Here is a 24,082-nt window from a genome sequence, read left to right on the forward strand (position 1 = left end):
ATATCCCAAATTGGAATCAAAATTATGAATAAGAAACTGATATTAGGTCTCATCCTACTAGCGGCTATCGTCTTTTTAGGTATTAACTTTGGCCAGTATTTAACCTTAGAGAATGCAAAAGCCCAACAAGAAGCACTAACTACATACATCGATCAGAATTTTGTATTCTCGGCTGCGATTTACTTTTTTACCTACATTGCAATTACCGCTTTTTCTATCCCAGGAGCGGCAGTAGTCACCTTACTTGGTGCAGCCTTATTTGGTTTTTGGACAAGCTTGCTACTGGTTTCTTTCGCTAGCACTATGGGGGCAACACTGGCCTTCTTGAGCAGCCGATACTTATTGCGTGACTGGGTACAAAACAAATTCGGAAATAAACTCAACGCAATTAATCAAGGTGTCGAAAAAGACGGAGCTTTTTATCTATTTTCCTTGCGTCTAATCCCTGTATTCCCTTTCTTTCTAATCAACTTACTGATGGGCTTAACACCGATGTCTGTAGGTCGATTTTATCTCACTAGCCAAATAGGTATGCTGCCAGGCACAGCCGTATATCTGAATGCAGGTACTCAATTAGCAACAATTGAAAGCCTATCGGGCATTGTTTCACCCGCAGTATTAGCGTCTTTTGCGCTATTGGGACTATTTCCAATCATCACTAAATGGGTTATGAATAAAGTAAGGCCGACACCAAGTCAGCAAAACTTGTAATTGGTGAAGTGGGTATTTTGATGAAAATATTTATCGCTAAAAACCCAGCAGAAGCACACATTGTATGTGAGCTGCTTAAAGTGGAACAAATTTACTGTGAAGTTCGCGGAGAAGGTATTTTCGGCTTAAAAGGAGAACTGCCGTTTGGTGATGATACCGATCCTTATGTGTGGCTTTTTGACACTGCACAAAAGATGAAAGCTGAAGAAATAGTAAAAACATATCGAAAACAATCCGATAGGCATGAGTATCAAGATTGGCAATGCCCAAAATGTCATGAAATAAACGAAGGGCAATTTGGTGCATGTTGGCAATGTGGATATCAACTAGGAGAGCTATAGCGGCTCTCCTATTCAGTGGATGCACTCAGTTTTAAGCACATACAGCTTGCTGTTTAATAAACTCGATGGAGTGTTGATTGAAGTCTTCTGGACGCTCTACATTGCATACATGACCACAATTCGGGATTTCTCGTAGAATGCTGAGTTTATGTGCTGCAACCATTTCTTTGACAGGTTTAATAAACATGTAATCCCTGTCGCCCATTAAGTAAAGAGTCGGAATGGGTAACTCTCGATCTTTAAAATATTTCATTAACGGATTTACATCAGCGGCAAGAATAAACCAACGTTTAAATTCTTTTTGGCAAAGCTTCTTGGCTTCGCGAATAAAAAGGTGGCGAGATTCTCGTTGGCTTCTTTGAGGCATAACAATATAAGCGAACAGTTTGTAGAGCCACATGTACGGTAGGATATGCTTACAAAAATTACCTAATTTCACCAATATCTGAGAACGAGTGTTAAGCCTTGTGACAGCACCGCCGAGCACCATCGAACGTACGCGCTCTGATGACAATTCAGCAAGGTTTCGAACAATAATAGTACCAAGCGACATACCGACAAAATGAGCGGATTGGATCTTTAAATGGTCCAATACTTTCAAAATATCTTGGGTAACTTCCGTAAAGGTATAACGGCTAGCAATGAGCTCTTTAAGTAACTGATTTGACTTTCCATGACCTCTTAAATCGATCAGCAATAAGTTAAAGTGTTGCTTGTAAGCTTTAATTTGCTTGAACCAGATAGAAGAGCTACCACCAGCACCGTGCACAAATACAACCCACTCATTACTAGTAGGGTGCAAATAGGTTTTATGAAAAAGTAGCGGCTGGGTCATATTGAGTATCAAAAAGATCGTGCTATTGAGTAAAAAGCCATCCTACCACACTCCCCTTACTCAAGATAATAAAGGCACCTCATTCGGTGCCTTTCGTTACAATTTTAAGTCAAACTAACGCTGAGTGGTAAAGCTGCAAATAAGATTCTGCGGCCTTTTGCCAACAAAAGTCTCGTTGCATCGCGTGCAACTGTACTTTATTCACTTCAGGCTCGTTTTGAGCGTAGAGCAACAGTGCCCTTAGCATCGTTAACAACAATGCCTGCGGTGTCGGTTCGAAAAAAACAAACCCCGTTGCTTCAGATGGGTTTACATCATAATCGCTAACGCTGTCCTTTAAGCCACCAACACCGCGTACTATCGGTAATGTCCCATAAGCCATACTATAGATTTGGTTTAAGCCACATGGTTCAAACTCAGAAGGCATCAAGAAGAAATCAGAACCAGCTTCAACGATATGCGCAAGTTCATTGTCATACGCTTCTACAAAGGCAAATTTGCTAGAAAACTGCGCGGCAACCTCTCGTAGCTGAGCGGCAAGAATAGGGTCTCCGGTCCCAACGACAACTAGCTGAACATCGTGCTTCAAAAAATCGGCCAAAGCAGGCAACAAGTAATGAACGCCTTTCTGCTGGGTCAATCGACAAACCATACCGAACATAGCTACATTTTTTTCGGGCAAATTTAGTCGTTGTTGTAATGCTTTTTTACAAGCTTTCTTCCCTTGCGACATACTTTGCTGGTCGGCGCAGTAATTAACTGGCAAGTAAGTATCCGTTTCCGGGTTCCAAGCACTGTAATCACAACCGTTCAAAATACCAACTAAGTCCTGCGCGCGTTGCTGAAACTCCCAAGCCATTCCATGACTGCCAAGCTCTGTTTTGAGTTCCTCTGCGTACGTAGGGCTGACCGCGTTTATCTTATCTGCATTCATTACACCAGCTTTGAGCATCGTAATATGCGTTGCACTCACCGCAGCATCGGGAACGTTTCTACAATGAAACTCTGGCAAACACTGCACGTCTTCATAACTAAATACGCCTTTAAAGACCGCATTGTGAATTGAAATGACGCTTTTAGTATGAGCAAAAAACGGATCATTGCCATACCTGTGCTTGAGCAAAAATGGAACAAGACCTGTGTGCCAATCGTTCGCGTGTATGATATTAGGTTGAAAGGCGAGCTTGGGTAACATGTCGAGACATGCTGCACTAAAAAACGCAAAGCGCTCGCCGTTATCAGTATACGCTTGGTTGTTCTCCGCATACATTGATGGTCGATTGAAATACGGCGGACAATCAATCAGGTAAACAGGATTTTGACCTAACATGAGCCGCAAAACTCGGTACTCCGTATGCGGCCATGATGTTAATTCTGTTTCTAATACAACTTCTGCGTCTGCGAGTTTATCAATACTGCTGTACGCAGGGATGGTAATTCTTACGTCTTGCTGTAGGTTTTGAAGGGCTTCCGGTAGTGCCTTGGCAACATCTGCCAAGCCACCACTTTTAATGAGGCCTTCAACCTCAGAAGCTACAAACAGAATAGATAAGTTGTTAGTAGCCAACTCGAGCTCCTTTCGGAATAACAACAATGCCCTCCTCAGACACGTGGAAGTGTTTTTTATCTTCTTGAAGATTCACACCAATCTGAGTACCAGGAGCAATATCGGCATCCTTGTCGACAATCACACGACGTAAAACACAGCCTTCGCCAATTTTTACGTCACCAAGAAGTATACATTCGCTGATATCGCAAGCAGAAGCAATATTACTGCGAAAACCAAGCACCGACTTTTCGATTCTTGAGCCTCTAACATAGCTGCCATTACACACTAAACTATCGATTATCTGCACACGACCATTATCAGAGTCGGTAAATGTCGCAGGTGGCAATGGTGGGTAGTAAGTGTGCAATGGCCATTTACGGTTGTACAGCGAAAATGGTGCATCTTTTTCTAGCAGATCCATATGCGCTTGCCAGTACGCATCAATAGTTCCGACATCACGCCAGTACACCTCTTCTTTTTCGCCACTGATTTTGTTGGTACTGAAGTCATACACGAACACATCACCTCTAGGGAACATCTTTGGAATGATGTCCTTTCCAAAATCATGTGATGAAGCTTCATTATCCGCATCTTCGACCAACTCTGAGAACAGTACCTGAGCTTCAAAAACATAGTTACCCATTGAAACTAAAGCGTAATCAGGATCACCAGGAATCGACTTCGGATTTGCTGGTTTTTCTTCAAAGCCAATCATACGACCTTCACTATCGACTTCGATAACCCCGAATTGCGACGCCTCTTTTAGTGGCATGCGCAATGCAGATACCGTCAGAGAAGCCTTCTTTTCTGAGTGGAAGTTCAGCATTTGTTTGATATCCATCTTATAGATATGGTCAGAGCCAAAAATACAAACTTGCTCTGGTTCCTCTAATTCCATAAAACGCAGGTTTTGATAGATCGCGTCCGCCGTCCCTTCGTACCAACGTTTACCAGTACGCATTTGAGCGGGAATAGGATCGATAAAGCGGTCTGTAATGCCATTGATGTTCCACCCCTTTTTTAAGTGATGGAATAAAGATTGAGATTTAAATTGGGTTAGGACGTAAATGCGCATCAGATCCGCATTAACAAAATTGTTTAGAGCAAAATCGATCAATCGATAACTACCACCAAACGGTACCGAAGGTTTACTGCGAGATTCCGTTAAAGGTCTCAAACGAGAGCCTTCACCGCCAGCAAGAATCATTCCCAAAACACCAGCCATTTGTTGTTCTCCATATCGTTATAGCTTGGATTTGGTACTCGCTTGAATGAGTCATACTCGGGGAGTCAAGCGAATACATTTAGCAACCGTCTCTGAGTTTCTGTGAACTCTTACAACACGGATAAAAAAGCTACGGCACTTCCAGTATGCAACGTCCACTCTTTCCTTATTTTTTGACGCAAACAATGCACACAGTTGCACTAATTTTTGTAATAAATTATCTAAGCGGGTTCTAAATTACAATTTTTAATACGCCATTCTGTGTACCATACAGCTCTTGCGTACTCAAGACGATATCTAGATCACACATGGAAAAGCAAACGATTACATTGTGAAAACAATTTACGAACGGATTCACTACACCGCCGATTTTTTAGCCCAATGTATAACAAATATGTGAATGCAAAATGAAAGTTACAACGAATATTTTTTTACATAAAAAATACATCAGCGACTACGAAATATTGATACTGGGATCTTCTCGCGTCAGCAAAACTCAGTCAAAGCAGCAAAGATCTATACGAACAACACAGTGGCCTTTACGCAAAAACAAAACGCAAAAAAGGCAGCGATATCGCTGCCTTTTTACATTACTTAGATCGTACGTTTTTATGCTTTCGCTTTTTTACGCTTATCAGTGACTTCCCACTTACCATCAACAAAGAGCGCTGTCCAACCACTTGGCTTACCGTTCTCTTCCGAACGAACGTAGTTCTCTTTTGTTTTACGGCTAAAGCGTACAACAGCAGGACGACCATCAGGATCTTCTTGCGGCGCAGTTGCTAGGTATTTGAACTTCTCAGGTAAACGCTCTTCAAAACGTGCCAGTTCAGCAACCAAAGGAGCACGTGTCTCGCGCGATTTCGGGAAATTGCTTGCCGCCATAAATAGACCCGAAGCACCATCACGAAGTACGAAATACGCATCTGAGTTTTCACATGGCAACTCGGGGAAATGAACAGGATCTTCTTTCGGGGGCGCGACTTCGCCATTCTTCAAGATCTTACGAGTGTTCTTGCACGTTTCGCTCGTACAATCCATGTATTTACCAAAGCGACCGTTCTTAAGCACCATATCAGAGCCACATTTGTCACATTCAACAACTGGACCATCGTAGCCTTTTACTTTGAACTCGCCGTATTCAACAAGGTAGCCTTCACAGTTCGGGTTATTACCACAAACATGCATCTTACGCTTGTCATCAATCAGGTATGCGTCCATCGCTGTTTCACAGATCGGACAACGCTTTTTAGCACGAAGAGCTGCGGTTTCAACGTCTTCTTCTAGAACGTTAATAATACCTTCTTCGTCACCCAAGTTGATGGTTGTCTTACAACGCTCTTTTGGTGGTAACGCGTAACCTGAACAGCCTAAGAACACACCTGTCGAAGCAGTACGGATGCCCATTGGACGGCTACACGTCGGACACTCGATATCCGTCATGACGATGTGGTTTAACTTCATACCGCCTTCTGACTCATCCAGCTCTGCTTTTTCAAGATCGCCAGTAAAATCAGCAAAGAAGTTATCTAACACAGCTTTCCAGTTCACTTCACCTTCAGCGATTTGGTCCAATTTCTGTTCCATACGCGCAGTAAAGTCGTAGTTCATCAAATCGTTAAAGCTGTCATCAAGGCGGTCAGTAACAATTTCACCCATTTTTTCAGCGTAGAAACGGCGCTGATCAACTTTCACGTAGCCACGATCTTGAATCGTAGAAATGATCGATGCGTAAGTCGACGGACGACCAATGCCTCTTTTTTCCAGCTCTTTAACCAGTGCAGCTTCAGTGTAGCGCGCAGGTGGCTTTGTAAAGTGCTGTTTAGGGTCAAGTGACTCTAAGCTTAGCTTATCACCAAGTTGTACCGCAGGAAGGATTGTATCCTCGTTTTTGCCCATTGGACGCTGTACACGAGTCCAGCCGTCAAATTTAAGGATACGGCCTTTCGCTTTAAGCGTGTATTCTGCCGCTTTTACGCTGATGGTTGTTGAATCGTATTCTGCTGGCGTCATTTGACACGCTACAAACTGATTCCAAATCAAAGCGTAAAGTTTGTGCGCATCAGCATCGACACCTTGCAGGTCTTCCGCCTTAACACCCACATTTGAAGGACGGATCGCTTCGTGCGCTTCCTGTGCCCCTTCTTTGCTACCGTACGTCAATGGTTTCGCTGGCAGGTACTTATCACCAAACTCAGAACCAATAAAGTCACGTACAGCGTCCACAGCCTCGGCACTTAGGTTAGTCGAGTCCGTACGCATATAAGTGATGTAACCGGCCTCATAGAGGCGCTGAGCTAGCATCATGGTCTTTTTCACGCCGTAGCCCAGACGTGTACTCGCTGCCTGTTGAAGCGTAGAGGTGATGTAAGGTGCTGAAGGCTTGCTCTTTGTAGGGCGGTCTTCACGCTTACATACTTCGTAACTTGCATTCTCAAGTACAGACATCGCTGCTTTGGTTTCTGCCTCATTAACTGGCTTAAACGCAGAACCGTCTTTCTGAGCAACAAGCAGTTTAAAGTCCGCTTTGTCTTTCGTTTTCGTATTCGCATGAATGTCCCAGAACTCTTCTGGTACAAACGCGTTAATCTCACGCTCACGCTCAACTAACAGTTTCACCGCAACAGACTGCACGCGACCAGCAGATAAACCACGAGCCACTTTTTTCCAAAGTAGAGGTGAAACCATAAAACCAACGACACGGTCCATGAAGCGACGTGCTTGTTGGGCATTTACACCATCCATGTTCAGCTCACCAGGTGTCTGGAAAGCTTGTTGGATCGCGTTTTTCGTAATTTCGTTAAAAACTACACGTTTGTATCGCTCTTCATCGCCACCGATGATCTCACGAAGGTGCCATGCGATTGCTTCCCCTTCGCGGTCCAAATCGGTTGCGAGATAAACGCAATCTGCGTCTTTGGCGAGTTTTTGTAGTTCGTTGACAACTTTTTCTTTGCCTGGAAGGATTTGGTAATTCGCTTCCCAGTCATGATATGGGTTAATCCCCATTTTTTTGATCAACGCTTTGCGGTCTTTCTCTTTTTTAACGCGCGCTTTCTCTTCCGGACTCATCCCTTTAGTTGAGATGGCTGCGGCTTTTTTCTCACCAGTGCTTTGACCGGCCGTAGGCAGATCACGCACATGACCAACACTAGACTTAACAATAAAGTCTTTACCAAGGTACTTATTTATCGTCTTTGCCTTGGCTGGTGACTCCACTATAACGAGTGATTTACCCATAACTGACTCTAACGTCCTTCATAATAATGCGGGTAGAAACCTTGTTTAAAGGCCACCCGCATAATGTTCTATTTCATTGCTTCTTTTTTTACTATTGTGCGAGATGAAAAGAAGATCAACTGCTTTTTTGAAATTCAGATCCGATTGGTTGACAATTCATCGTCTTTATACTTCAAAGAGACAGGGTTCTGAAAGGTATTGAGCGGCATATCTAAACAGGCAAACTTAGCATCCGCTAATCCAATGCAATAAATTTTGTTACCCATCACAAAATAGTTTCGTTCAATACTCTGCCATCTTCCTCCGCATCATATTTACACTCTAAAAATTGATCTGTTTAGTCTTACTGAACGATTGACTGAATTAATCATGCAAACCCATTTTAGTTGTAGGTATACTCAGCGTTCTTAACTGAATAGAATGGTAGAAAGAATATGTCTGATAGAACGTTTATCGAAGAGTTCGACCTTCTTTTGATCGCTAACCAAATCATCCAAGAGCACGATGATTACATCGAGGGGATGCGAGCAACAAGCGTAGAAGAAAAAGAAGGTGTTTTAGTTTTTAAAGGTGAATACTTCCTTGATGACAAAGGTTTACCAACTTCAAATACGACTGCAGTATTCAATATGTTCAAATACTTAGCGCATCACCTTTCTAAGGAATTTACGCTGGTTAAATAGTATTGGGAAACAAAAAAGCCAGAGTGTTATTCACTCTGGCTTTCCTGTTTTAGGTCAGAATATTTAGCAACTTAAAGCCTTAAGTTTGTCGAAGTAGTCAGGGAACGTTTTCGACGTACACTTTGGATCGTTAATCGTCACAGGCGTATCACTAAGTGCCACTAGCGAAAAACACATCGCCATACGATGATCATCGTAAGTATCAATCGCTGCATGCTTTAACTGAGAAACAGGTTTGACGATGATGTAGTCTTCCCCTTCTTCCACTTCCGCACCAACTTTACGTAACTCAGTCGCCATAGCTGACAAACGGTCTGTTTCTTTTACACGCCAGTTATAAACGTTACGAATAGCGGTAGTGCCTTCGGCAAATAACGCTGTTGTCGCGATGGTCATTGCAGCATCAGGGATATGGTTGTAATCCATATCAATGCCTTTTAATTGACCAACACGTGAAATTACGTAGTCATCACCCCATTCAATTTCTGCACCCATTTTTTCAAGCGCATCAGCAAATTGAATATCACCTTGAATGCTGTTTTTACCGATACCCGTGACTTTAACTTCTCCACCTTTGATGGCTGCCGCCGCCAAGAAGTAAGAAGCAGAAGACGCGTCACCTTCAACCAAGAAATCACCTGGAGCGATGTATTGCTGACCGGCTGGAATCACAAACTCTTGATAGTCGTTGTTGATCACATCGACCCCAAACTGCTTCATAATATGCAGGGTGATATCGATATAAGGCTTAGAAACCAAATCGCCTTCGATGTTGATGCGAATTTCACCTTCAGCCAATGGCGCAGACATTAAGAAAGCGGTCAAGAACTGACTTGAAATGGACCCATCGATAGAAACTGTACCTGCTTTTAGGCCAGTACCAATTATTTTGAGAGGTGGAAAGTTCTCGTTTTCCATGTACTCAACGTTCGCACCAGCATCTTTCAGTGCCGTGACAAGGTGACCAATTGGACGCTCTTTCATACGAGGTTCGCCCGTCAGTACATACTCCCCTTCTCCAAGACAAAGAGCCGCAGCTAATGGTCGCATCGCAGTGCCAGCATTGCCGAGAAATAATTCTACTGGTTCTGAGACAGAAAACGGACGCCCAAGGCCTTCAACGAGACATTCTGTTTTATCTTCGGAAAGTTGGTATTGAACGCCTAGTTTAGTCAGCGCATTCAGCATATGACGAATATCATCACTGTCGAGGAGATTAGTAAGGCGAGTTCTGCCTTTAGCAAGAGCAGCAAGTAAAAGAGCTCGATTAGAAACGCTTTTAGAGCCAGGAAGGTTCACTTCCCCTTGAATTTTATTGATAGGTTGTAACGTTAGGCTTTCCATTAAAAGTTGATAATCCTTTGTGCCCTCAACATACGATTTTTTATGAGGGCTAAACAATTCTTCGTGAATTCAGACTACCCAAAAAAACACGACAAAACCAGAGTAAATCGGCGCTAATTTATGAATATCCTCAAGCAGCCTAAAGATACAGAATTAAAGGCATTGCCAGCGATGTAAATAAGAGCGAAAGAAGCACGGCGAAACAGCAAACTATTTCGACTTGATTTGACAATAAGCCAGCCCGACTGTACATGCCTGATTAGGCTTCGTTAGGCTAAAACAACCTAGGGTTAATAAGTGATATCAACCCTGACTCCATCATCAAAATATAAAATACGAACTTCATCCCCTCGACTAAATAACATATTTTTATCAACATCTTGGATGACATTAATTAGCTTATCACCCTTCACTTTGATGAGTAGCTCAACTAACTTATATTCAACCGTGTATTGGTAATTACTTTGGTTTTGAGCAACTGCGGCACCTGCAAGCGCACCCACTGCCGTCGCGACTTCTCTTCCCGTACCGCCACCAAATTGATTACCGACTAAACCACCGATAGTGGCACCAAGTAGTGTCTTCCAACCGTTACTTTTCGATTGAACAACCTCTTGTTGAGTAATATAACGGACAGAGTCAATCTTCCCGTAAACTACTTCATTAACTGGCTTGGCAACATTTCTTTCATAGGCTGCGTTGGCGACAAGTGGTAAAAACAGTATGATCCCAAGCCATACTTTTACGATATTTCTTAACCAGGTCATCATAAACTCCTCTGACTCCAATGTTGGTAACGACTTCTTATGGCTATTTATTTAACTGAACTCGATGAAACGTTCAACTTTCCCTCACCCTATAAAGCACTCAGCGACCCCAATGGTTTGCTGGCTTTTGGTGGTGACTTAAACCCCATGAGAATCCTCAATGGTTACTATCAAGGCATTTTCCCTTGGTATGGTCCTGGTGAACCTATTTTATGGTGGAGCCCTTCTCCGCGCGCTGTGTTTGACCCATTGCAGTTTAAGCCATCTAAAAGTCTCAAAAAATTTCAGCGTAAACATAACTATAAAGTAACACTCAATTTCGCGACAGAAGAAGTGATTAGACTATGTTCTTCAACACGCCCTGCAGAGGAAACATGGCTCAACGAGGAAATGCAAGCTTCCTACATTGAGTTAGCCAAACTTGGTCACTGTCACTCTGTAGAAGTATGGCATGACAACAACCTGATTGGCGGACTATATGGCATTTGCGTGGGCCAACTTTTTTGCGGGGAGTCGATGTTTAGCCTAAAAGATAACGCATCCAAAATTGCATTGTGGTACTTATGCAACCATTTGGCGTCAAAGCAAGGTCAATTAATCGATTGCCAAGTTATGAATTCTCACTTGGCATCACTTGGCGCATTTGAACTTGAGCGTGACGAATTTATGCAAAAACTACTATCTTTAAGAGAAAAGCAAACACTATTTGATGCCTATCAGCCCCAAGTTTTGCAGGATTCAGTATGAGTACGGATATACAACATATTCGAATAGGGTTGACGAATAATCACCCTTGTAGTTATTTGCCTGAACGACAAGAGCGGGTTGCGGTGGCGCTTGATGAAAGGCTGCATACTGAAGAAAATTACCAGTTGCTCATGGCTAACGGTTTTCGTCGTAGCGGAGATACCATATATAAACCGCATTGCGAGCATTGCACCGCTTGCCAGCCAATTCGAGTCTCGATTCCAGACGTTAGATTATCAAAAAGTCAGAAGAGGCTGCTTAATAAAGCACAGTCTTTACGCTGGGAAATGAAACCTGAAATGGATGAGGAATGGTTTGAGCTTTACAGTAGGTACATCTGCAAACGGCATAGAAACGGCACTATGTACCCACCAAAGCGTGATGAGTTTGCTCGATTTGCTCAAACCAGCTGGCTGACAACGTCGTTTTTACACATTTACGATGAATCAGATCAATTGCTCGCCATTGCGGTGACAGATTTGATGCCACAATGCTCGAGTGCTTTTTATACTTTCTTTGACCCTGACTACGAGTTATCTCTTGGCACGTTAGCAGTGTTTTATCAAATTAAATACTGCCAAGAAAACAAACAACAGTGGCTATATTTGGGATATCAGATTGATGAGTGCCCAGCAATGAGCTACAAAACACGCTTTCAACGCCACCAAAGGCTAGTAAATCAGCGTTGGCGAGGGTAGAATACGCCTCAACTTTACATAATTACTATTTAGCGGCAGAATATAGCCCGCTAATATTGCCTAATTTCTAAAGAGGATTAAATGGCTAAAGAAGACGTAATCGAGATGCAAGGCACAGTCCTTGACACTCTACCAAACACTATGTTCCGTGTTGAACTTGAAAACGGTCACGTTGTGACTGCTCACATCTCTGGCAAGATGCGTAAGAACTACATCCGTATCCTAACGGGTGACAAAGTAACTGTAGAGATGACTCCATACGACCTGTCAAAAGGCCGCATCGTCTTCCGCGCTCGTTAATCTCTGATTTTCGGATGCAATAAAAAACGGAGCAAGCTGCTCCGTTTTTTATTGCACAATTTTTTCCGATTTAGTTCAGATAAAAAAGCGCACGATCTTCTCGTGCGCTTTTGCGTTTGTTACCGACTAACGATTAATGCATCGCTGTCTCTTTCTCACTTAAGTATTCAAACTCAAGCGTATCGTTGACCAGCGTTACTTTCACTGTACCGCCGTCAACTAAAGATCCAAACAACAGTTCGTTAGCCAAAGGCTTCTTAAGCTGTTCTTGGATAACACGCCCCATTGGGCGAGCCCCCATAGCTTTGTCATAACCTTTATGTGCTAACCAATGGCGAGCGTCTTGCGATACTTCCATTGAAACGCCTCTCGCATCAAGTTGCACTTGCAGTTCAACAATGAACTTATCAACCACTTGATGGATAACGCTTTCATCAAGGCTGTTAAACCAGATGATGTTATCAAGACGGTTACGGAACTCAGGAGTAAACACCTTCTTAATTTCCGCCATTGCATCATGACTGTTGTCTTGTTGAATCAAACCAATTGATTTCTTCTCGGTTTCCGCCACTCCTGCGTTAGTTGTCATAACAAGAATGACATTACGGAAGTCTGCTTTGCGACCATTGTTGTCCGTTAGCGTACCGTTATCCATGACTTGCAACAGCAGGTTAAAGATATCAGGGTGCGCTTTTTCAATCTCATCAAGTAATACGACTGAATGTGGGTGCTTAATAACAGCATCAGTTAGCAAACCACCTTGGTCATAACCGACATAACCAGGAGGCGCACCAATTAAGCGACTTACGGAGTGACGCTCACCATACTCAGACATATCAAAACGAAGTAGCTCGATACCTAGAAGCTTAGATAACTGCACCGTCACCTCTGTTTTACCAACCCCTGTTGGGCCTGCAAACAAAAATGAACCAACAGGTTTGTTGTCTACACCTAAACCTGCACGTGTCAGCTTGATCGCCTCGGATAATGCATCAATCGCATTATCTTGACCAAATACCAACATCTTCATTTTGCTATCTAAGTTTTTCAAAATGTCTTTATCTGAAGAAGAAACCGACTTCTCTGGAATTCGCGCCATTTTGGCAACCATTGATTCGATATCAGCCACTCCGACCGTTTTTTTACGACGGCTTGCAGGAGCAAGACGACTACGAGCACCAGCTTCATCAATGACATCAATGGCCTTATCTGGTAGATGGCGTTCATTAATGTATTTAGCCGACAGTTCTACCGCGGCACGCAGTGCTTTATTGGTATAACGTACTTCATGGTGAGCTTCGTACTTCGGCTTCAAGCCCATCAAGATTTTAGTTGTGTCATCTAATGAAGGTTCTACAACGTCTATCTTTTGGAAACGGCGAGACAACGCACGCTCTTTCTCGAAAATGTTGCTGTATTCTTGGTATGTCGTCGAACCAATACAACGCAACTTACCACTACTTAAAAGAGGCTTAATAAGATTTGCTGCATCGACTTGACCACCAGATGCCGCGCCTGCACCGATGATGGTATGTATTTCATCGATGAACAAAATGGCATCTTCTTCTTTTTCAAGTTGTTTCAAAATCGCCTTGAAGCGCTTTTCAAAATCACCGCGATATTTGGTACCAGCGAGCAAAGAGCCAATATCTAGTGAATAAATCACGCTGTTTTGAATAACCTCAGGGACCTGCCCTTCGACAATTCTCCATGCAAGACCTTCCGCAATGGCTGTTTTACCAACCCCTGCCTCACCCACTAGTAGTGGATTATTCTTGCGGCGTCGACAAAGTACCTGAATAGTGCGCTCTAACTCTTTATCACGTCCAATGAGTGGGTCGATGTTTCCATCTTTAGCGACTTGATTAAGATTCGTCGCAAAGCTTTCTAGGCGTTCTTCAGAATTAGGCTCTTCAACACTTTCTGAGCTAAACGAGTCTGATGATGAATCCTCACCTGCACCTGATGCTTTAGTAATACCGTGGGAGATGAAGTTAACAATATCTAATCGGGAGATGTCATTTTTCTTCAGAAGGTAAGCGGCATGCGACTCTTGCTCACTGAAGATAGCAACAAGCACGTTGGCGCCTGTTACTTCATTACGACCAGACGACTGTACATGAAAGACGGCGCGTTGTAGTACACGTTGAAAACTCAAAGTCGGCTGCGTTTCACGCGTCTCATCACTATCTGGGATAAGAGGCGTAGTTTGATCGATGAAAATATCGAGTTCGTTGCGTAAAGCGTCAAGATCCGCCTTACAAGCTAGAAGGGCTTCCTTAGCTGCATCATTTTCCAACAATGCAAGTAGGAGGTGTTCGACAGTCATAAACTCGTGGCGTTTATCTCGCGCCCGAGCAAATGCACCGTTAAGGCTTGACTCTAGTTCTTTATTTAGCATAAGTACCTCCCGAAAAAACAACTGGGGTTGTTCGAGCAAGTCTTCTTTGTTTACGCTTGCTCCATAGTGCAAAGTAGCGGATGTTCATTTTCCCTTGCGTACATCGTAACTTGCGCTACTTTTGTTTCGGCAATTTCTGCGCTGTATGTGCCGCAGATTGCCTTTCCTTCATAGTGGACCTGAAGCATGATTTGAGTTGCTTTATCAATATCATGTGAGAAAAATCGCTCAAGCACCTCTATGACGAAATCCATAGGTGTATAGTCATCATTATTGAGTACGACATTGTACAGCTTAGGTGGCTGGACTTTCGTACTTTCTCGCTCCAGAAGATCAGAGTCCGGAGTGACCCATTCAAAATTTTTACTCATGGCAATCTAAAGATATCGTATCAAAGGGTTGATGTTTTCGACCTATAAAAACAATCTACCACAAGCGTGCAGCGCGGTGTAGTGAGTTATGGCACCGAATTCGATCTTTGATCGATAAAAGTTGCTACCTAATATAGAGACTAATGCACGTCTTGATACGGCGCAAATAAAAGATGCTTGTCGATAAGTTACACATTTTTTCTTATAAAAGAACTTTCTATTTATTGCTTTCGGACTATTGCAAACCACCCCATCATCTTCTATCTGGATCACACTTCCTCATTGAGAATACGGTAATTATCACGAAAACTTCATTTTTTATTCAGTCAGAGGATTCTTCTCCCATAAGCAACACGGACAGTATGGCTTTTTCAGTATGAGCCACTTCATAGGCAAATTGACTAAACTTCTGCGTATATACGAAAAACTGTTTGCAAATTTGTTAATCTCAAAAGTGATTTGTTTTCAATTATGTTTCTGTTTGTTGCTCACTGCTATTGACTGTCGAAATTCATTGACTACAGTGGAAAGTGTCGATGCATAAATCATCATTTTGAAACTTCTCTTCTTTAAGTGGTTTGATGAATGTGACTTATCATTGATTTGACGTTTGTTGGCATTCGCTGACAATGGTAGTACCAAGTTAAAGGTATAACTTGGTTGCAGTAACAACATCAGTAAAAAATGCATGAGGGATGTAAAGCATGGCTACAGGTACAGTAAAGTGGTTTAACAATGCCAAAGGATTTGGGTTTATTTGTTCAGATGAAGAAGAGGGAGATATCTTTGCCCACTACTCAACTATCCAGATGGACGGTTATCGTACACTGAAAGCAGGCCAACAAGTCTCTTACGAGATTGAAAAAGGTCCCAAAGGCTGTCACGCGAGTAGCGTCGTGCCTCTTGAAGGCCAAGCCAAATAATTAGAGCGCTGTCGAAATATAAAAATATTGCTCTCGAAACACCACGTTGATGTTTTGAAGAGAAAAATAAACCCGCCAAGATAGCGGGTTTCTTACTATTTAGAGCACGTGTTACAAAAGGAACACTTACAACGTACTTACAGGATAGGAAACACGCCGAAAACGACGTGTTTTTTAACACTAACTTACTTGTTAATGATTGCGTTAAAGGTTTCGCTTGGACGCATCAATTTAGAAACCAATGCATCGTCTAGTAAGTAGTAACCTCCTAGCTCACCTTTCACGCCTTGCGCATTATTTAGCTCAGCAACGATCGTTTCTTCCTGCTCTGACAGCGCTTTTGCAATTGGTGCAAATTCAGCAGCAAGATCCGCATCATCCGTTTGCTCTGAAAGCGCTTTCGCCCAGTAAAGTGCAAGATAGAAGTGGCTTCCACGGTTATCTAGCTCACCCACTTTGCGTGACGGAGATTTATTGGTGTCTAAAAACTCACCGGTCGCTTTATCTAGTGTATCTGCGAGAACCTGAGCCTTAGGATTGTTTGTCGCTACACTTAAATGCTCTAACGAAGCTGCAAGCGCTAGGAACTCGCCCAAAGAATCCCAACGAAGGTGATTCTCTTTTTCTACTTGTTGAACGTGCTTAGGAGCAGAACCACCAGCGCCTGTTTCAAATAGACCACCACCATTCATCAATGGAACAATAGATAGCATCTTAGCAGACGTACCTAACTCTAGAATTGGGAACAAGTCTGTTAGGTAGTCGCGAAGAACATTACCTGTAACAGAGATAGTATCTAGGCCCGCTTTCATACGCTCTAGTGAGTACTTACAAGCTTCAACAGGAGATAGGATCTTAATCTCTAGACCGTCAGTATCGTGATCTGGTAGGTAGGCGTTTACTTTCTTGATGAGCTCAGCATCGTGCGCACGGTTTTCGTCTAGCCAGAATACAGCTGGAACACCTGTTGCACGTGCGCGAGTCACTGCTAGTTTAACCCAATCTTGGATTGGTGCGTCTTTAACCTGACACATACGGAAGATATCGCCTTCTTCAACCGCTTGCTCTAACAGTACGTTACCTGAAGCATCAACAACGCGAACAGTACCCGCAGCGTCTAGAATGAATGTCTTGTCGTGAGAACCATATTCTTCAGCTTTCTGAGCCATTAGACCAACGTTAGGCACGCTACCCATAGTGGTCGGGTCAAATGCGCCGTGCTCTTTACAGAAATCAATAACCGCTTGGTAAATACCTGCGTAGCTACGATCTGGAATCATCGCTTTGGTGTCTTTTTGTTTACCATCTGGTCCCCACATTTGACCCGAAGAGCGAAGCATTGCTGGCATAGAAGCATCTACAATAATGTCACTTGGTACATGTAAGTTTGTGATACCACGATCAGAGTCAACCATCGCAAGTTCTGGTTGAGTTTGGTAAACCGCTTGAATGGCCGCTTCAATTTCTGATTTTTGCGCTTCAGGTAGAGACTCAATTTTTGAGTAAACATCACCGATGCCATTGTTTACATCAACGCCTAGCTCTTCAAACAGCTTACCGTACTTATCGAAAACGTCTTTGTAGTAAACTTTTACTGCATGGCCGAAAATGACAGGGTCAGAAACTTTCATCATCGTCGCTTTCATATGAAGAGACAGCAGCACGTCTTGTGCTTTCGCTTCAGCAATCTCTTTCTCGAAAAATTCAACCAACGCCTTCTTCTTCATTACTGAAGTATCAATGACTTCTTTATCTAGTAATGGGAACGCAGACTTAAGCTCTTTAACTGTACCATCATTACCGACAAACTCGATTTTGACCTCTGTTGCACCAGAGATAGTTGTAGACTTTTCGCTACCAAAGAAGTCATTGTCTGACATGCTCGCAACATGAGACTTAGATTCTGCTGACCATGCACCCATTGAGTGTGGGTTTTTCTTCGCGTAGTTCTTAACCGAAGTCGGAGCACGACGGTCTGAGTTACCTTCACGAAGTACTGGGTTAACCGCACTACCTTTGATTTTGTCGTAAGCCGCTTTAATCGCTTTCTCTTCGTACGTGCTCGGCTCTTCTGGGTAGTTTGGTAAATCATAACCTTTCGCCTGAAGCTCTTTAATCGCCGCTTTAAGCTGAGGAACTGAAGCTGAAATGTTAGGGAGCTTGATGATATTTGCTTCTGGAGTTTGAGCTAGTTCACCAAGCTCAGTCAACGCATCGCCAATGCGCTGTTCTTCTTTTAGATGCTCTGGGAAGTTAGCGATAATTCGACCTGCTAGTGAAATATCACGAGTATCTACATTGATGCCAGACGATGCTGTGAATGATTGAATGATTGGTAGTAATGAATAAGTTGCTAGCGCCGGCGCTTCATCAGTGATGGTGTAGATAATTGTAGGTTTTTCTGTAGGCATGAAATTTCCCTATTTTTTAATCAACTTGTTGGCTGATCAACTCAGCGTCTGAGTTGGTTTAATTGACGCATTGCTGCACGTTAGCAGTACATGTCTCCTCACTAACGCCACATGCGGTTCGCACTCTTTGTTGTAGTTTGAAGCTCTAAGCTCTGAATCCATGAGTGCACTGATATAATTAAACAAATAACACGAATTAGTCTATCATTCTGTGCGCGTTTGTTAGTTTTAGGCGCGCAAATCATATCCGATCATGAGAAAACTTAAAACTTTCAAACACAGTTCATTTACATTTTTGCAGGGTAGTTAACATGTCATCTCGTACAGGTCAGGAAAAAGGTCGCAGTCGTAACCAGTCTAAAACGGGCCATTTTAAACACTCAGGAGCTCGCAATGGCTCGAAGACTCGTACTCAGCAAGACCGCCGCCCTAATCGCCCAACAAAAAGCCAAAAGCCAAAAGTGGCCCCTAAAGATCGTAAAGTCATTATTTTCAATAAGCCTTACGATACGCTCAGTCAATTTACCGATGGCGATGGTCGCAAAACGTTAGCGGACTATATCCCAATCAAAAATGTCTATGCGGCTGGCCGATTGGACCGAGACAGCGAAGGTTTGATGGTACTCACTAACGATGGCATCTTGCAGGCGAAGCTAACGCAGCCAAAGTCAAAATCGCCGAAGACTTATTGGGTTCAAGTTGATGGCGCTCCTCAGGAGCAAGATCTTGAAAAATTGAGAAAGGGAGTAGAGCTAAAAGATGGTATGACTCTACCAGCCGAAGTTGAAGTTATTCCAGAACCACAAGTCTGGGACAGAACGCCTCCGGTTCGTTTTCGCGCAAATATCCCTACCACTTGGTTAGCCATTACCATTATTGAAGGAAGAAATCGTCAGGTGCGTCGCATGACTGCGCACATTGGCTTCCCTACTTTGCGCCTCATTCGTCATTCGATGGGTGATATCGTCCTTAACGACCTAATGCCTGGTGAATGGAGAGAAATCTCTCTCTAATAAGCAGAAAAGATAAAAGCAGGCTTAAAGCCTGCTTTTTAGATTCGTACTTTTTCAGTTAAGCCCTATCTAATGAACTAAGGGATTACTGCTCAGCGAGCCAGTTTTTAAAGGCCTCTTTTTCCGCCGGAGACGCTTTCTGGTACATCGTCTTTAATACATCAACCATTGGGCTGTCGTTCGATGCGGCTGTTGAACGGGTATCACTAGTCTCAACTCGAGGCTCGATATCACTTACTGATTGTTGATGCTGATTCACAGTTACATAACTAACGGCAACACTCGCGATACCGCCAGCAATATTGTAGTTGCGAGATTCTTGAGGGTAATTACGACCAATTTGAACACCATCTGACTCTAATACATCTTCGACCAAAACAATAGGTTGGCCTTTGGTATCCAGTAATTGCCAATCTAGAGGCGAGATGTTGTTTTGCGCTTGGCGAAGAGTTTTAAACCCTGGCAGTTCAAACGTTAGCTTTTCGTTTTCAGCATCAAATTTAGCAACGATTACATCACTGTAAACCGTCTTAAGGTTTTCGTTAATTTCGAATGTAGGTTGATATTTGAAGACAATTTGATTCGTTCCGTCAGGTAGTTCGATTGTCTTCTCACTAGAAAAAAGACCACCTTCTAGATCTGGCTTCTCCATGTTGACGGCCAATAACTTCACGTCTTCTGGAACCACTAAAGTCGTTGCAGCGTAGAGGTTTGTACTGGCAAAAATAGACAGTGCCATTGCCACTTTTAATGATAACTGCATAGAGTTTTTCATCCTTATCTTCATAGTAAAAGACCCAGCATATAGCTGGGTCTTACAATATCAAACTGGGTATTGATTACCAGTAGAAACGAGCACCAACACCGAAGTTAGTTGCGTCGTCTGTGTCTTTGTTGTCGAAGTCAGTACCTTCGAAAGTGTAACCCGCTTCCGCGAATACACGTGCCCATTTAGAGAACTTGTATTCAACACCAGCGTAGAACCAAGAAGAGTCTGCGTCTACTTTACCTGCTTCGTCAGTAGACTGAGCTAGGTACTCGTAACCAGAGTATAGAGTTGTTTTAGAGCAACAGCGAACATACCAGCTACAACGATGTAGTGTGAATCAACTGTTGATTTACCTAGCTTATCTTCGTTTTCGTTGTAGTAGTACGTAGCACCTAGAGTGTGCTCGTTTAGTGCGTACTCAGCAGTTACTTCAAAAGATAGGTTTTCGTTATCAGTACGCTCTGTGTGAGAAACTGTTTGCTCTACACCATTAAGAACTAGTTTTTTCTCTTTAGTTACGTTGATGTCGTTGTTCGCAGTAAGTACACCAGCGTGTAGAGATAGGTCGTTGAAAGATTTACCAACGAATACTTCTAGTACTTCTTCGTTAGAATCTTTTTCGCCTAGCGCGTAACCAGCTTTTAGCCAGAATGCGTCATTTTCGTAAGCGTATTTGATTTGAGAATCGTTGTTCCAAGCGTGACCGTATGCAGTTTCCGCTGCGTTACCACCGAAGAAGTAAGAGTAATCTGCGAAGTATACGTCATCAGCCCAAGTACCTTCTTTACCGAAGCGAAGAGTACCCATATCACCCATATCAAAACCGATGATGTGGCGACGTACGTATACAGAGTCATCTGTACGCTCGCTTGAATCAGCACCTGCGTCGTAATTGTCACCTAGAGCAACACCGATTTCAACTTCACCCAGAACTTTTAGGCTTTCGTCAACAACGTAAACCGCGTTCACACCAGTACGAGAAGAGCTAGTGTTTAGCTCTGCTGTGTGATCAGTTTTTTCTGTGAATAGAAGAGTTGGACGTAGCTGACCGTAGAAATCTACAGAACCTTCTTCAGATTTGAATACTTCAGCTGCGTTCACTGAAGTCGCAGACGCAACTACAGCTAGTGCTAATAGAGTTTTTTTCATAATTAATCCACTGCCTTTTCTTAGTTCGGGATATCCTTGTCCGGTTCCCTTTTTTTATATGTTTGAGGTAGAGCGTTAACAAAACGTTATACAGCACCTCCTCAAAATCTGGAGCTAAGAGTGCAAAAGATTATTCTGGCTGTCAAATTTTCTAAATACCAATGTAAAAAAAACAAAATACCATTATAAAACAATAACTTGATAAGTTTACCTTTATTTATTCGACGAACATCTAACCAATCTCCATTATTATTTGTAATTTACAAAATTATTAACAAATGGTTTTTTAATCCAATAAGTAAATTTAAAAAAACAAAAAAAAGAATAAAAACCCACAAATCAGACCAAGTTGGAGTTTTATATTTTTCATATAATGAAATTAATTTCATTAAGATAAGGTTCAATATTTTTTTGTGAAGGAGATCTACATTCCTTATAAAAGCATTCCGTTTTGTGAACTACTGTACAACTAGTGATGTGTGCTACTATTCGCCTCCAACGCATTTGAGGCCCGTATGCTGACCAGTAACATTCAAAAATCGATTCGTAATAGCTATCAAAACCTTCAAGATCAACTTGATAACTTTGTGCCTAGAAGAGCACAAAACTACCTTGTTGCAGAGATTGCAAAAACGCTGTGCGGTCAGTATCACAAATCTAACCGAATACTCGTTGCAGAAGCAGGGACTGGAATTGGTAAATCGCTCTCTTATCTAATGGCGACCATTCCCGTGGCTGTACATAACAATAGGAAAGTGGTTATCTCAACGGCGACCGTCGCTCTGCAAGAGCAGCTCATAAATAAAGACCTCCCTCTTTTTCGTCGGATTACCGACCGAGAGTTTTCTTTTATTTTGGCAAAAGGCCGTCAACGCTATTGTTGTGCAGAAAAGCTCGCCACTGCTAGCGGTGCTGATGGTGGCCAGTTAGCCATGTTTGAAACCAAACCTAAGCAAAAAGATATAGAGCTGTTAGAAACAATGCATCGCTCTCTTGCGCAAGGTAAATGGGACGGTGACCGTGATTCTTGGCCTAAACCCATCGACGATAAGCTTTGGCAACTGATCGTCAGTGATAAACACAGTTGCAATAACAGTTTACCAGGCCACCGCGGCTGCCCATTCCAAAAAGCGCGCTCAGAGTTGGATAAAAACGATGTCATCATTGCTAACCACTCTCTCGTCATGGCAGACGCAGATTTAGGTGGCGGCGTGATTTTACCTGAGCCAGAAAATACAATATACGTCTTCGACGAGGCACATCACTTACCTCACGTCGCTCGTGACCATGCTTCAGCATCTGCGAGTTTAAAAGGCGCGGCAGCATGGCTTGAGAAGTTAAATCAGTCGATTAGTAAGTTTTCATCACTCGCAGACGAGAAACGCGTAGCTCGATTTCGCAACGACCTTCAAGACGCGGTTCAGAACTTGATACCGGCACTGACTCAATTGCCCAAACAGTTCGACCCAGCTCAATTTGAAGAGGGTATCTACCGCTTCGAACACGGTGAACTACCTGAGTGGCTAGAGAACCAATCCAAAGAACTAAAACAGTTCAGTAAAAAAGCAAATCAGAGTGTGGCAAAAATTGCCGACCTTATTGCGGAAAGAGTAAAAGACGGGGAGCTTGCGACAAGGTTGGCTGAACCAGCGCTTGCAGAGCTCGGTTTCTACATTCAAAGGTTAGAAAACCTAGCGCAAGTATGGCATTTAATGGCTGAACCAACTCGTGAAAAAGGTGCGCCTTTAGCTCGCTGGTTAGAAACCCACCCCGATCGCGAGGGTGATTTCATTGTGAGTGTTTCGCCACTTGAAATTGGATGGCAACTCGACCAACAGATTTGGAGCAGATGTATTGGCGCCATTTTGGTTTCCGCAACGATGCGTGCATTAAACTCTTTCCATTACTTTTGCCATCAGGTTGGTATTGATGGAAAACCAGAATCAGGCACTCAGTTTTTAGCGCTTGCGTCACCATTCGATTACCAAAACCAGGCAGAATTGCTCATCCCTGCGATGAAATATGAACCACCAGCGCCTCAATTTACTGAATATCTTATCGAGATATTGCCTAAGTACTTGGAAGACAAGAAAGCCAACTTAGTATTATTCTCATCCTATTGGCAGATGAACCAAGTCGCGAAGGCACTCTCTTCGGAGTTCATAAAAAAAGGCTGGGCGTTGCAAGTTCAAGGTGAAAGCTCACGTCAAGAAATTCTAAAAAAACATAAAAAATTAATAGAATCAAATAAAACCAGCATCTTATTTGGTACTGGCAGTTTCTCTGAGGGGCTAGATTTACCTGGCGAATTACTTGAAAACTTGGTGATTACAAAAATTCCATTTGGTGTTCCAACCTCCCCTGTTGAGCAGGCTCATTCCGAATACATCGAGAAAAAAGGAGGAAACCCGTTTATGCAAATAACTGTACCAGACGCAAGCAAAAAGCTGATCCAGAGCGTAGGTCGCTTACTGCGTAAAGAGAGAGATTCTGGTAGAGTAACGATTCTTGATCGACGCCTAGTCACTAAGCGATACGGACAAGCCTTAATCGACTCACTACCTCCATTTAAACGTAAAATAGAATATTAGAAGAATCACCATTT

At 42.9% G+C, this 24,082-nt stretch carries 19 protein-coding genes and 1 pseudogene; 9 read left to right on the forward strand and 11 right to left on the reverse strand.

Going from position 1 to position 24,082, the window contains the following annotated elements; all coding sequences use genetic code 11:
• The first annotated feature begins 24 nt into the window (after window positions 1-24).
• Together R7Q46_RS06450 and R7Q46_RS06455 are read left to right on the forward strand one after the other, a co-directional pair.
• Window positions 25-711 (forward strand): TVP38/TMEM64 family protein, encoded by a 687-nt coding sequence (locus tag R7Q46_RS06450; RefSeq protein WP_318077402.1) that lies wholly within the window; start codon window positions 25-27, stop codon window positions 709-711.
• Window positions 712-731: 20 nt separating this feature from the next.
• Window positions 732-1,052, forward strand: a complete 321-nt coding sequence (locus tag R7Q46_RS06455; RefSeq protein WP_169628369.1) for a DUF2007 domain-containing protein — start codon at window positions 732-734, stop codon at window positions 1,050-1,052.
• Between the two features lie 31 nt (window positions 1,053-1,083).
• Here R7Q46_RS06455 and R7Q46_RS06460 read toward each other — a convergent pair whose 3' ends face one another.
• The 4 genes from R7Q46_RS06460 to topA form a co-directional block, all read right to left on the reverse strand.
• Window positions 1,084-1,887 (reverse strand): alpha/beta fold hydrolase, encoded by an 804-nt coding sequence (locus R7Q46_RS06460; protein ID WP_017820032.1) that lies wholly within the window; start codon window positions 1,885-1,887, stop codon window positions 1,084-1,086.
• Window positions 1,888-1,996: 109 nt separating this feature from the next.
• A complete protein-coding gene (gene glgA, locus R7Q46_RS06465) occupies window positions 1,997-3,454 on the reverse strand; it encodes a glycogen synthase GlgA (RefSeq protein WP_262647254.1) in 1,458 nt (485 codons plus the stop codon).
• Window positions 3,444-4,661 (reverse strand): glucose-1-phosphate adenylyltransferase, encoded by a 1,218-nt coding sequence (gene glgC / locus R7Q46_RS06470; RefSeq protein WP_005378352.1) that lies wholly within the window; start codon window positions 4,659-4,661, stop codon window positions 3,444-3,446. Before glgC ends, glgA begins: the two co-directional genes overlap by 11 nt.
• Window positions 4,662-5,270: 609 nt before the next feature.
• A complete protein-coding gene (gene topA, locus R7Q46_RS06475; RefSeq protein ID WP_005378351.1) occupies window positions 5,271-7,901 on the reverse strand; it encodes a type I DNA topoisomerase in 2,631 nt (876 codons plus the stop codon).
• 434 nt (window positions 7,902-8,335) lie between these two features.
• Between topA and R7Q46_RS06480 the strand changes: the two genes are divergently transcribed.
• Window positions 8,336-8,584 carry a YciN family protein gene (locus tag R7Q46_RS06480; RefSeq protein WP_005387884.1) on the forward strand — a complete coding sequence of 83 codons (249 nt, stop codon included), beginning with the start codon at window positions 8,336-8,338 and terminating at the stop codon, window positions 8,582-8,584.
• Between the two features lie 63 nt (window positions 8,585-8,647).
• Here R7Q46_RS06480 and aroA read toward each other — a convergent pair whose 3' ends face one another.
• The gene (gene aroA / locus R7Q46_RS06485) at window positions 8,648-9,928 is read right to left on the reverse strand and encodes a 3-phosphoshikimate 1-carboxyvinyltransferase (protein WP_005387883.1); all 1,281 of its coding nucleotides are present in this window, start codon (window positions 9,926-9,928) and stop codon (window positions 8,648-8,650) included.
• 290 nt (window positions 9,929-10,218) lie between these two features.
• Window positions 10,219-10,695 (reverse strand): glycine zipper 2TM domain-containing protein, encoded by a 477-nt coding sequence (locus R7Q46_RS06490; RefSeq protein ID WP_005378348.1) that lies wholly within the window; start codon window positions 10,693-10,695, stop codon window positions 10,219-10,221.
• 39 nt (window positions 10,696-10,734) lie between these two features.
• Between R7Q46_RS06490 and aat the strand changes: the two genes are divergently transcribed.
• The 3 genes from aat (at window position 10,735) to infA (ending at window position 12,440) form a co-directional block, all read left to right on the forward strand.
• On the forward strand, window positions 10,735-11,442 hold the full coding sequence (gene aat, locus R7Q46_RS06495; protein ID WP_005387881.1) for a leucyl/phenylalanyl-tRNA--protein transferase: 708 nt from the start codon (window positions 10,735-10,737) through the stop codon (window positions 11,440-11,442).
• Window positions 11,439-12,140: an arginyltransferase gene (locus R7Q46_RS06500; RefSeq protein ID WP_054575105.1), complete on the forward strand. Its 702-nt coding sequence runs from the start codon at window positions 11,439-11,441 to the stop codon at window positions 12,138-12,140. The genes aat and R7Q46_RS06500 overlap by 4 nt, the downstream gene beginning before the upstream one ends.
• A gap of 81 nt (window positions 12,141-12,221) precedes the next feature.
• The gene (gene infA, locus R7Q46_RS06505; protein WP_001040192.1) at window positions 12,222-12,440 is read left to right on the forward strand and encodes a translation initiation factor IF-1; all 219 of its coding nucleotides are present in this window, start codon (window positions 12,222-12,224) and stop codon (window positions 12,438-12,440) included.
• 133 nt (window positions 12,441-12,573) lie between these two features.
• On the opposite strand, the gene clpA is transcribed toward infA, so the two are convergent.
• Both clpA and clpS read right to left on the reverse strand, forming a co-directional pair.
• Window positions 12,574-14,841: an ATP-dependent Clp protease ATP-binding subunit ClpA gene (gene clpA, locus R7Q46_RS06510; protein WP_005387879.1), complete on the reverse strand. Its 2,268-nt coding sequence runs from the start codon at window positions 14,839-14,841 to the stop codon at window positions 12,574-12,576.
• Between the two features lie 50 nt (window positions 14,842-14,891).
• Window positions 14,892-15,212 carry an ATP-dependent Clp protease adapter ClpS gene (gene clpS, locus R7Q46_RS06515; RefSeq protein WP_005378419.1) on the reverse strand — a complete coding sequence of 107 codons (321 nt, stop codon included), beginning with the start codon at window positions 15,210-15,212 and terminating at the stop codon, window positions 14,892-14,894.
• A gap of 704 nt (window positions 15,213-15,916) precedes the next feature.
• On the opposite strand from clpS, the gene cspD reads away from it, so the two are divergent.
• On the forward strand, window positions 15,917-16,135 hold the full coding sequence (gene cspD / locus R7Q46_RS06520; protein ID WP_005378407.1) for a cold shock domain-containing protein CspD: 219 nt from the start codon (window positions 15,917-15,919) through the stop codon (window positions 16,133-16,135).
• Between the two features lie 185 nt (window positions 16,136-16,320).
• On the opposite strand, the gene R7Q46_RS06525 is transcribed toward cspD, so the two are convergent.
• Complete coding sequence (locus R7Q46_RS06525) at window positions 16,321-18,546, reverse strand: NADP-dependent isocitrate dehydrogenase (protein WP_025766922.1); 2,226 nt, start codon at window positions 18,544-18,546, stop codon at window positions 16,321-16,323.
• 311 nt (window positions 18,547-18,857) lie between these two features.
• Here R7Q46_RS06525 and R7Q46_RS06530 point away from each other — a divergent pair, with 311 nt between their 5' ends.
• Window positions 18,858-19,559, forward strand: a complete 702-nt coding sequence (locus tag R7Q46_RS06530) for a pseudouridine synthase (protein WP_005387874.1) — start codon at window positions 18,858-18,860, stop codon at window positions 19,557-19,559.
• An 85-nt stretch (window positions 19,560-19,644) separates the two neighbouring features.
• On the opposite strand, the gene R7Q46_RS06535 is transcribed toward R7Q46_RS06530, so the two are convergent.
• Window positions 19,645-20,322 (reverse strand): DUF2057 family protein, encoded by a 678-nt coding sequence (locus R7Q46_RS06535; RefSeq protein ID WP_213871539.1) that lies wholly within the window; start codon window positions 20,320-20,322, stop codon window positions 19,645-19,647.
• Window positions 20,323-20,398: 76 nt separating this feature from the next.
• A pseudogene (locus R7Q46_RS06540) lies at window positions 20,399-21,477 on the reverse strand (porin).
• A 515-nt stretch (window positions 21,478-21,992) separates the two neighbouring features.
• Here R7Q46_RS06540 and dinG point away from each other — a divergent pair.
• A complete protein-coding gene (dinG, locus tag R7Q46_RS06545; RefSeq protein ID WP_053303240.1) occupies window positions 21,993-24,068 on the forward strand; it encodes an ATP-dependent DNA helicase DinG in 2,076 nt (691 codons plus the stop codon).
• The last annotated feature ends 14 nt before the right edge of the window (window positions 24,069-24,082 follow it).

It is taken from the genome of Vibrio sp. 811 (assembly GCF_033339195.1).

Bases quoted from the DNA above. Each gene is read 5' to 3' on its own strand.
- aroA (WP_005387883.1), bottom strand. From the start codon at position 9,928: ATGGAAAGCCTAACGTTACAACCTATCAATAAAATTCAAGGGGAAGTG.
- R7Q46_RS06490 (WP_005378348.1), bottom strand. From the start codon at position 10,695: ATGACCTGGTTAAGAAATATCGTAAAAGTATGGCTTGGGATCATACTG.
- clpA (WP_005387879.1), bottom strand. From the start codon at position 14,841: ATGCTAAATAAAGAACTAGAGTCAAGCCTTAACGGTGCATTTGCTCGG.
- R7Q46_RS06525 (WP_025766922.1), bottom strand. From the start codon at position 18,546: ATGCCTACAGAAAAACCTACAATTATCTACACCATCACTGATGAAGCG.
- R7Q46_RS06450 (WP_318077402.1), top strand. From the start codon at position 25: ATGAATAAGAAACTGATATTAGGTCTCATCCTACTAGCGGCTATCGTC.
- R7Q46_RS06480 (WP_005387884.1), top strand. From the start codon at position 8,336: ATGTCTGATAGAACGTTTATCGAAGAGTTCGACCTTCTTTTGATCGCT.
- glgC (WP_005378352.1), bottom strand. From the start codon at position 4,661: ATGGCTGGTGTTTTGGGAATGATTCTTGCTGGCGGTGAAGGCTCTCGT.
- R7Q46_RS06530 (WP_005387874.1), top strand. From the start codon at position 18,858: ATGTCATCTCGTACAGGTCAGGAAAAAGGTCGCAGTCGTAACCAGTCT.
- R7Q46_RS06460 (WP_017820032.1), bottom strand. From the start codon at position 1,887: ATGACCCAGCCGCTACTTTTTCATAAAACCTATTTGCACCCTACTAGT.
- cspD (WP_005378407.1), top strand. From the start codon at position 15,917: ATGGCTACAGGTACAGTAAAGTGGTTTAACAATGCCAAAGGATTTGGG.
- R7Q46_RS06455 (WP_169628369.1), top strand. From the start codon at position 732: ATGAAAATATTTATCGCTAAAAACCCAGCAGAAGCACACATTGTATGT.
- clpS (WP_005378419.1), bottom strand. From the start codon at position 15,212: ATGAGTAAAAATTTTGAATGGGTCACTCCGGACTCTGATCTTCTGGAG.
- topA (WP_005378351.1), bottom strand. From the start codon at position 7,901: ATGGGTAAATCACTCGTTATAGTGGAGTCACCAGCCAAGGCAAAGACG.
- R7Q46_RS06500 (WP_054575105.1), top strand. From the start codon at position 11,439: ATGAGTACGGATATACAACATATTCGAATAGGGTTGACGAATAATCAC.
- infA (WP_001040192.1), top strand. From the start codon at position 12,222: ATGGCTAAAGAAGACGTAATCGAGATGCAAGGCACAGTCCTTGACACT.
- aat (WP_005387881.1), top strand. From the start codon at position 10,735: ATGGCTATTTATTTAACTGAACTCGATGAAACGTTCAACTTTCCCTCA.
- dinG (WP_053303240.1), top strand. From the start codon at position 21,993: ATGCTGACCAGTAACATTCAAAAATCGATTCGTAATAGCTATCAAAAC.
- R7Q46_RS06535 (WP_213871539.1), bottom strand. From the start codon at position 20,322: ATGCAGTTATCATTAAAAGTGGCAATGGCACTGTCTATTTTTGCCAGT.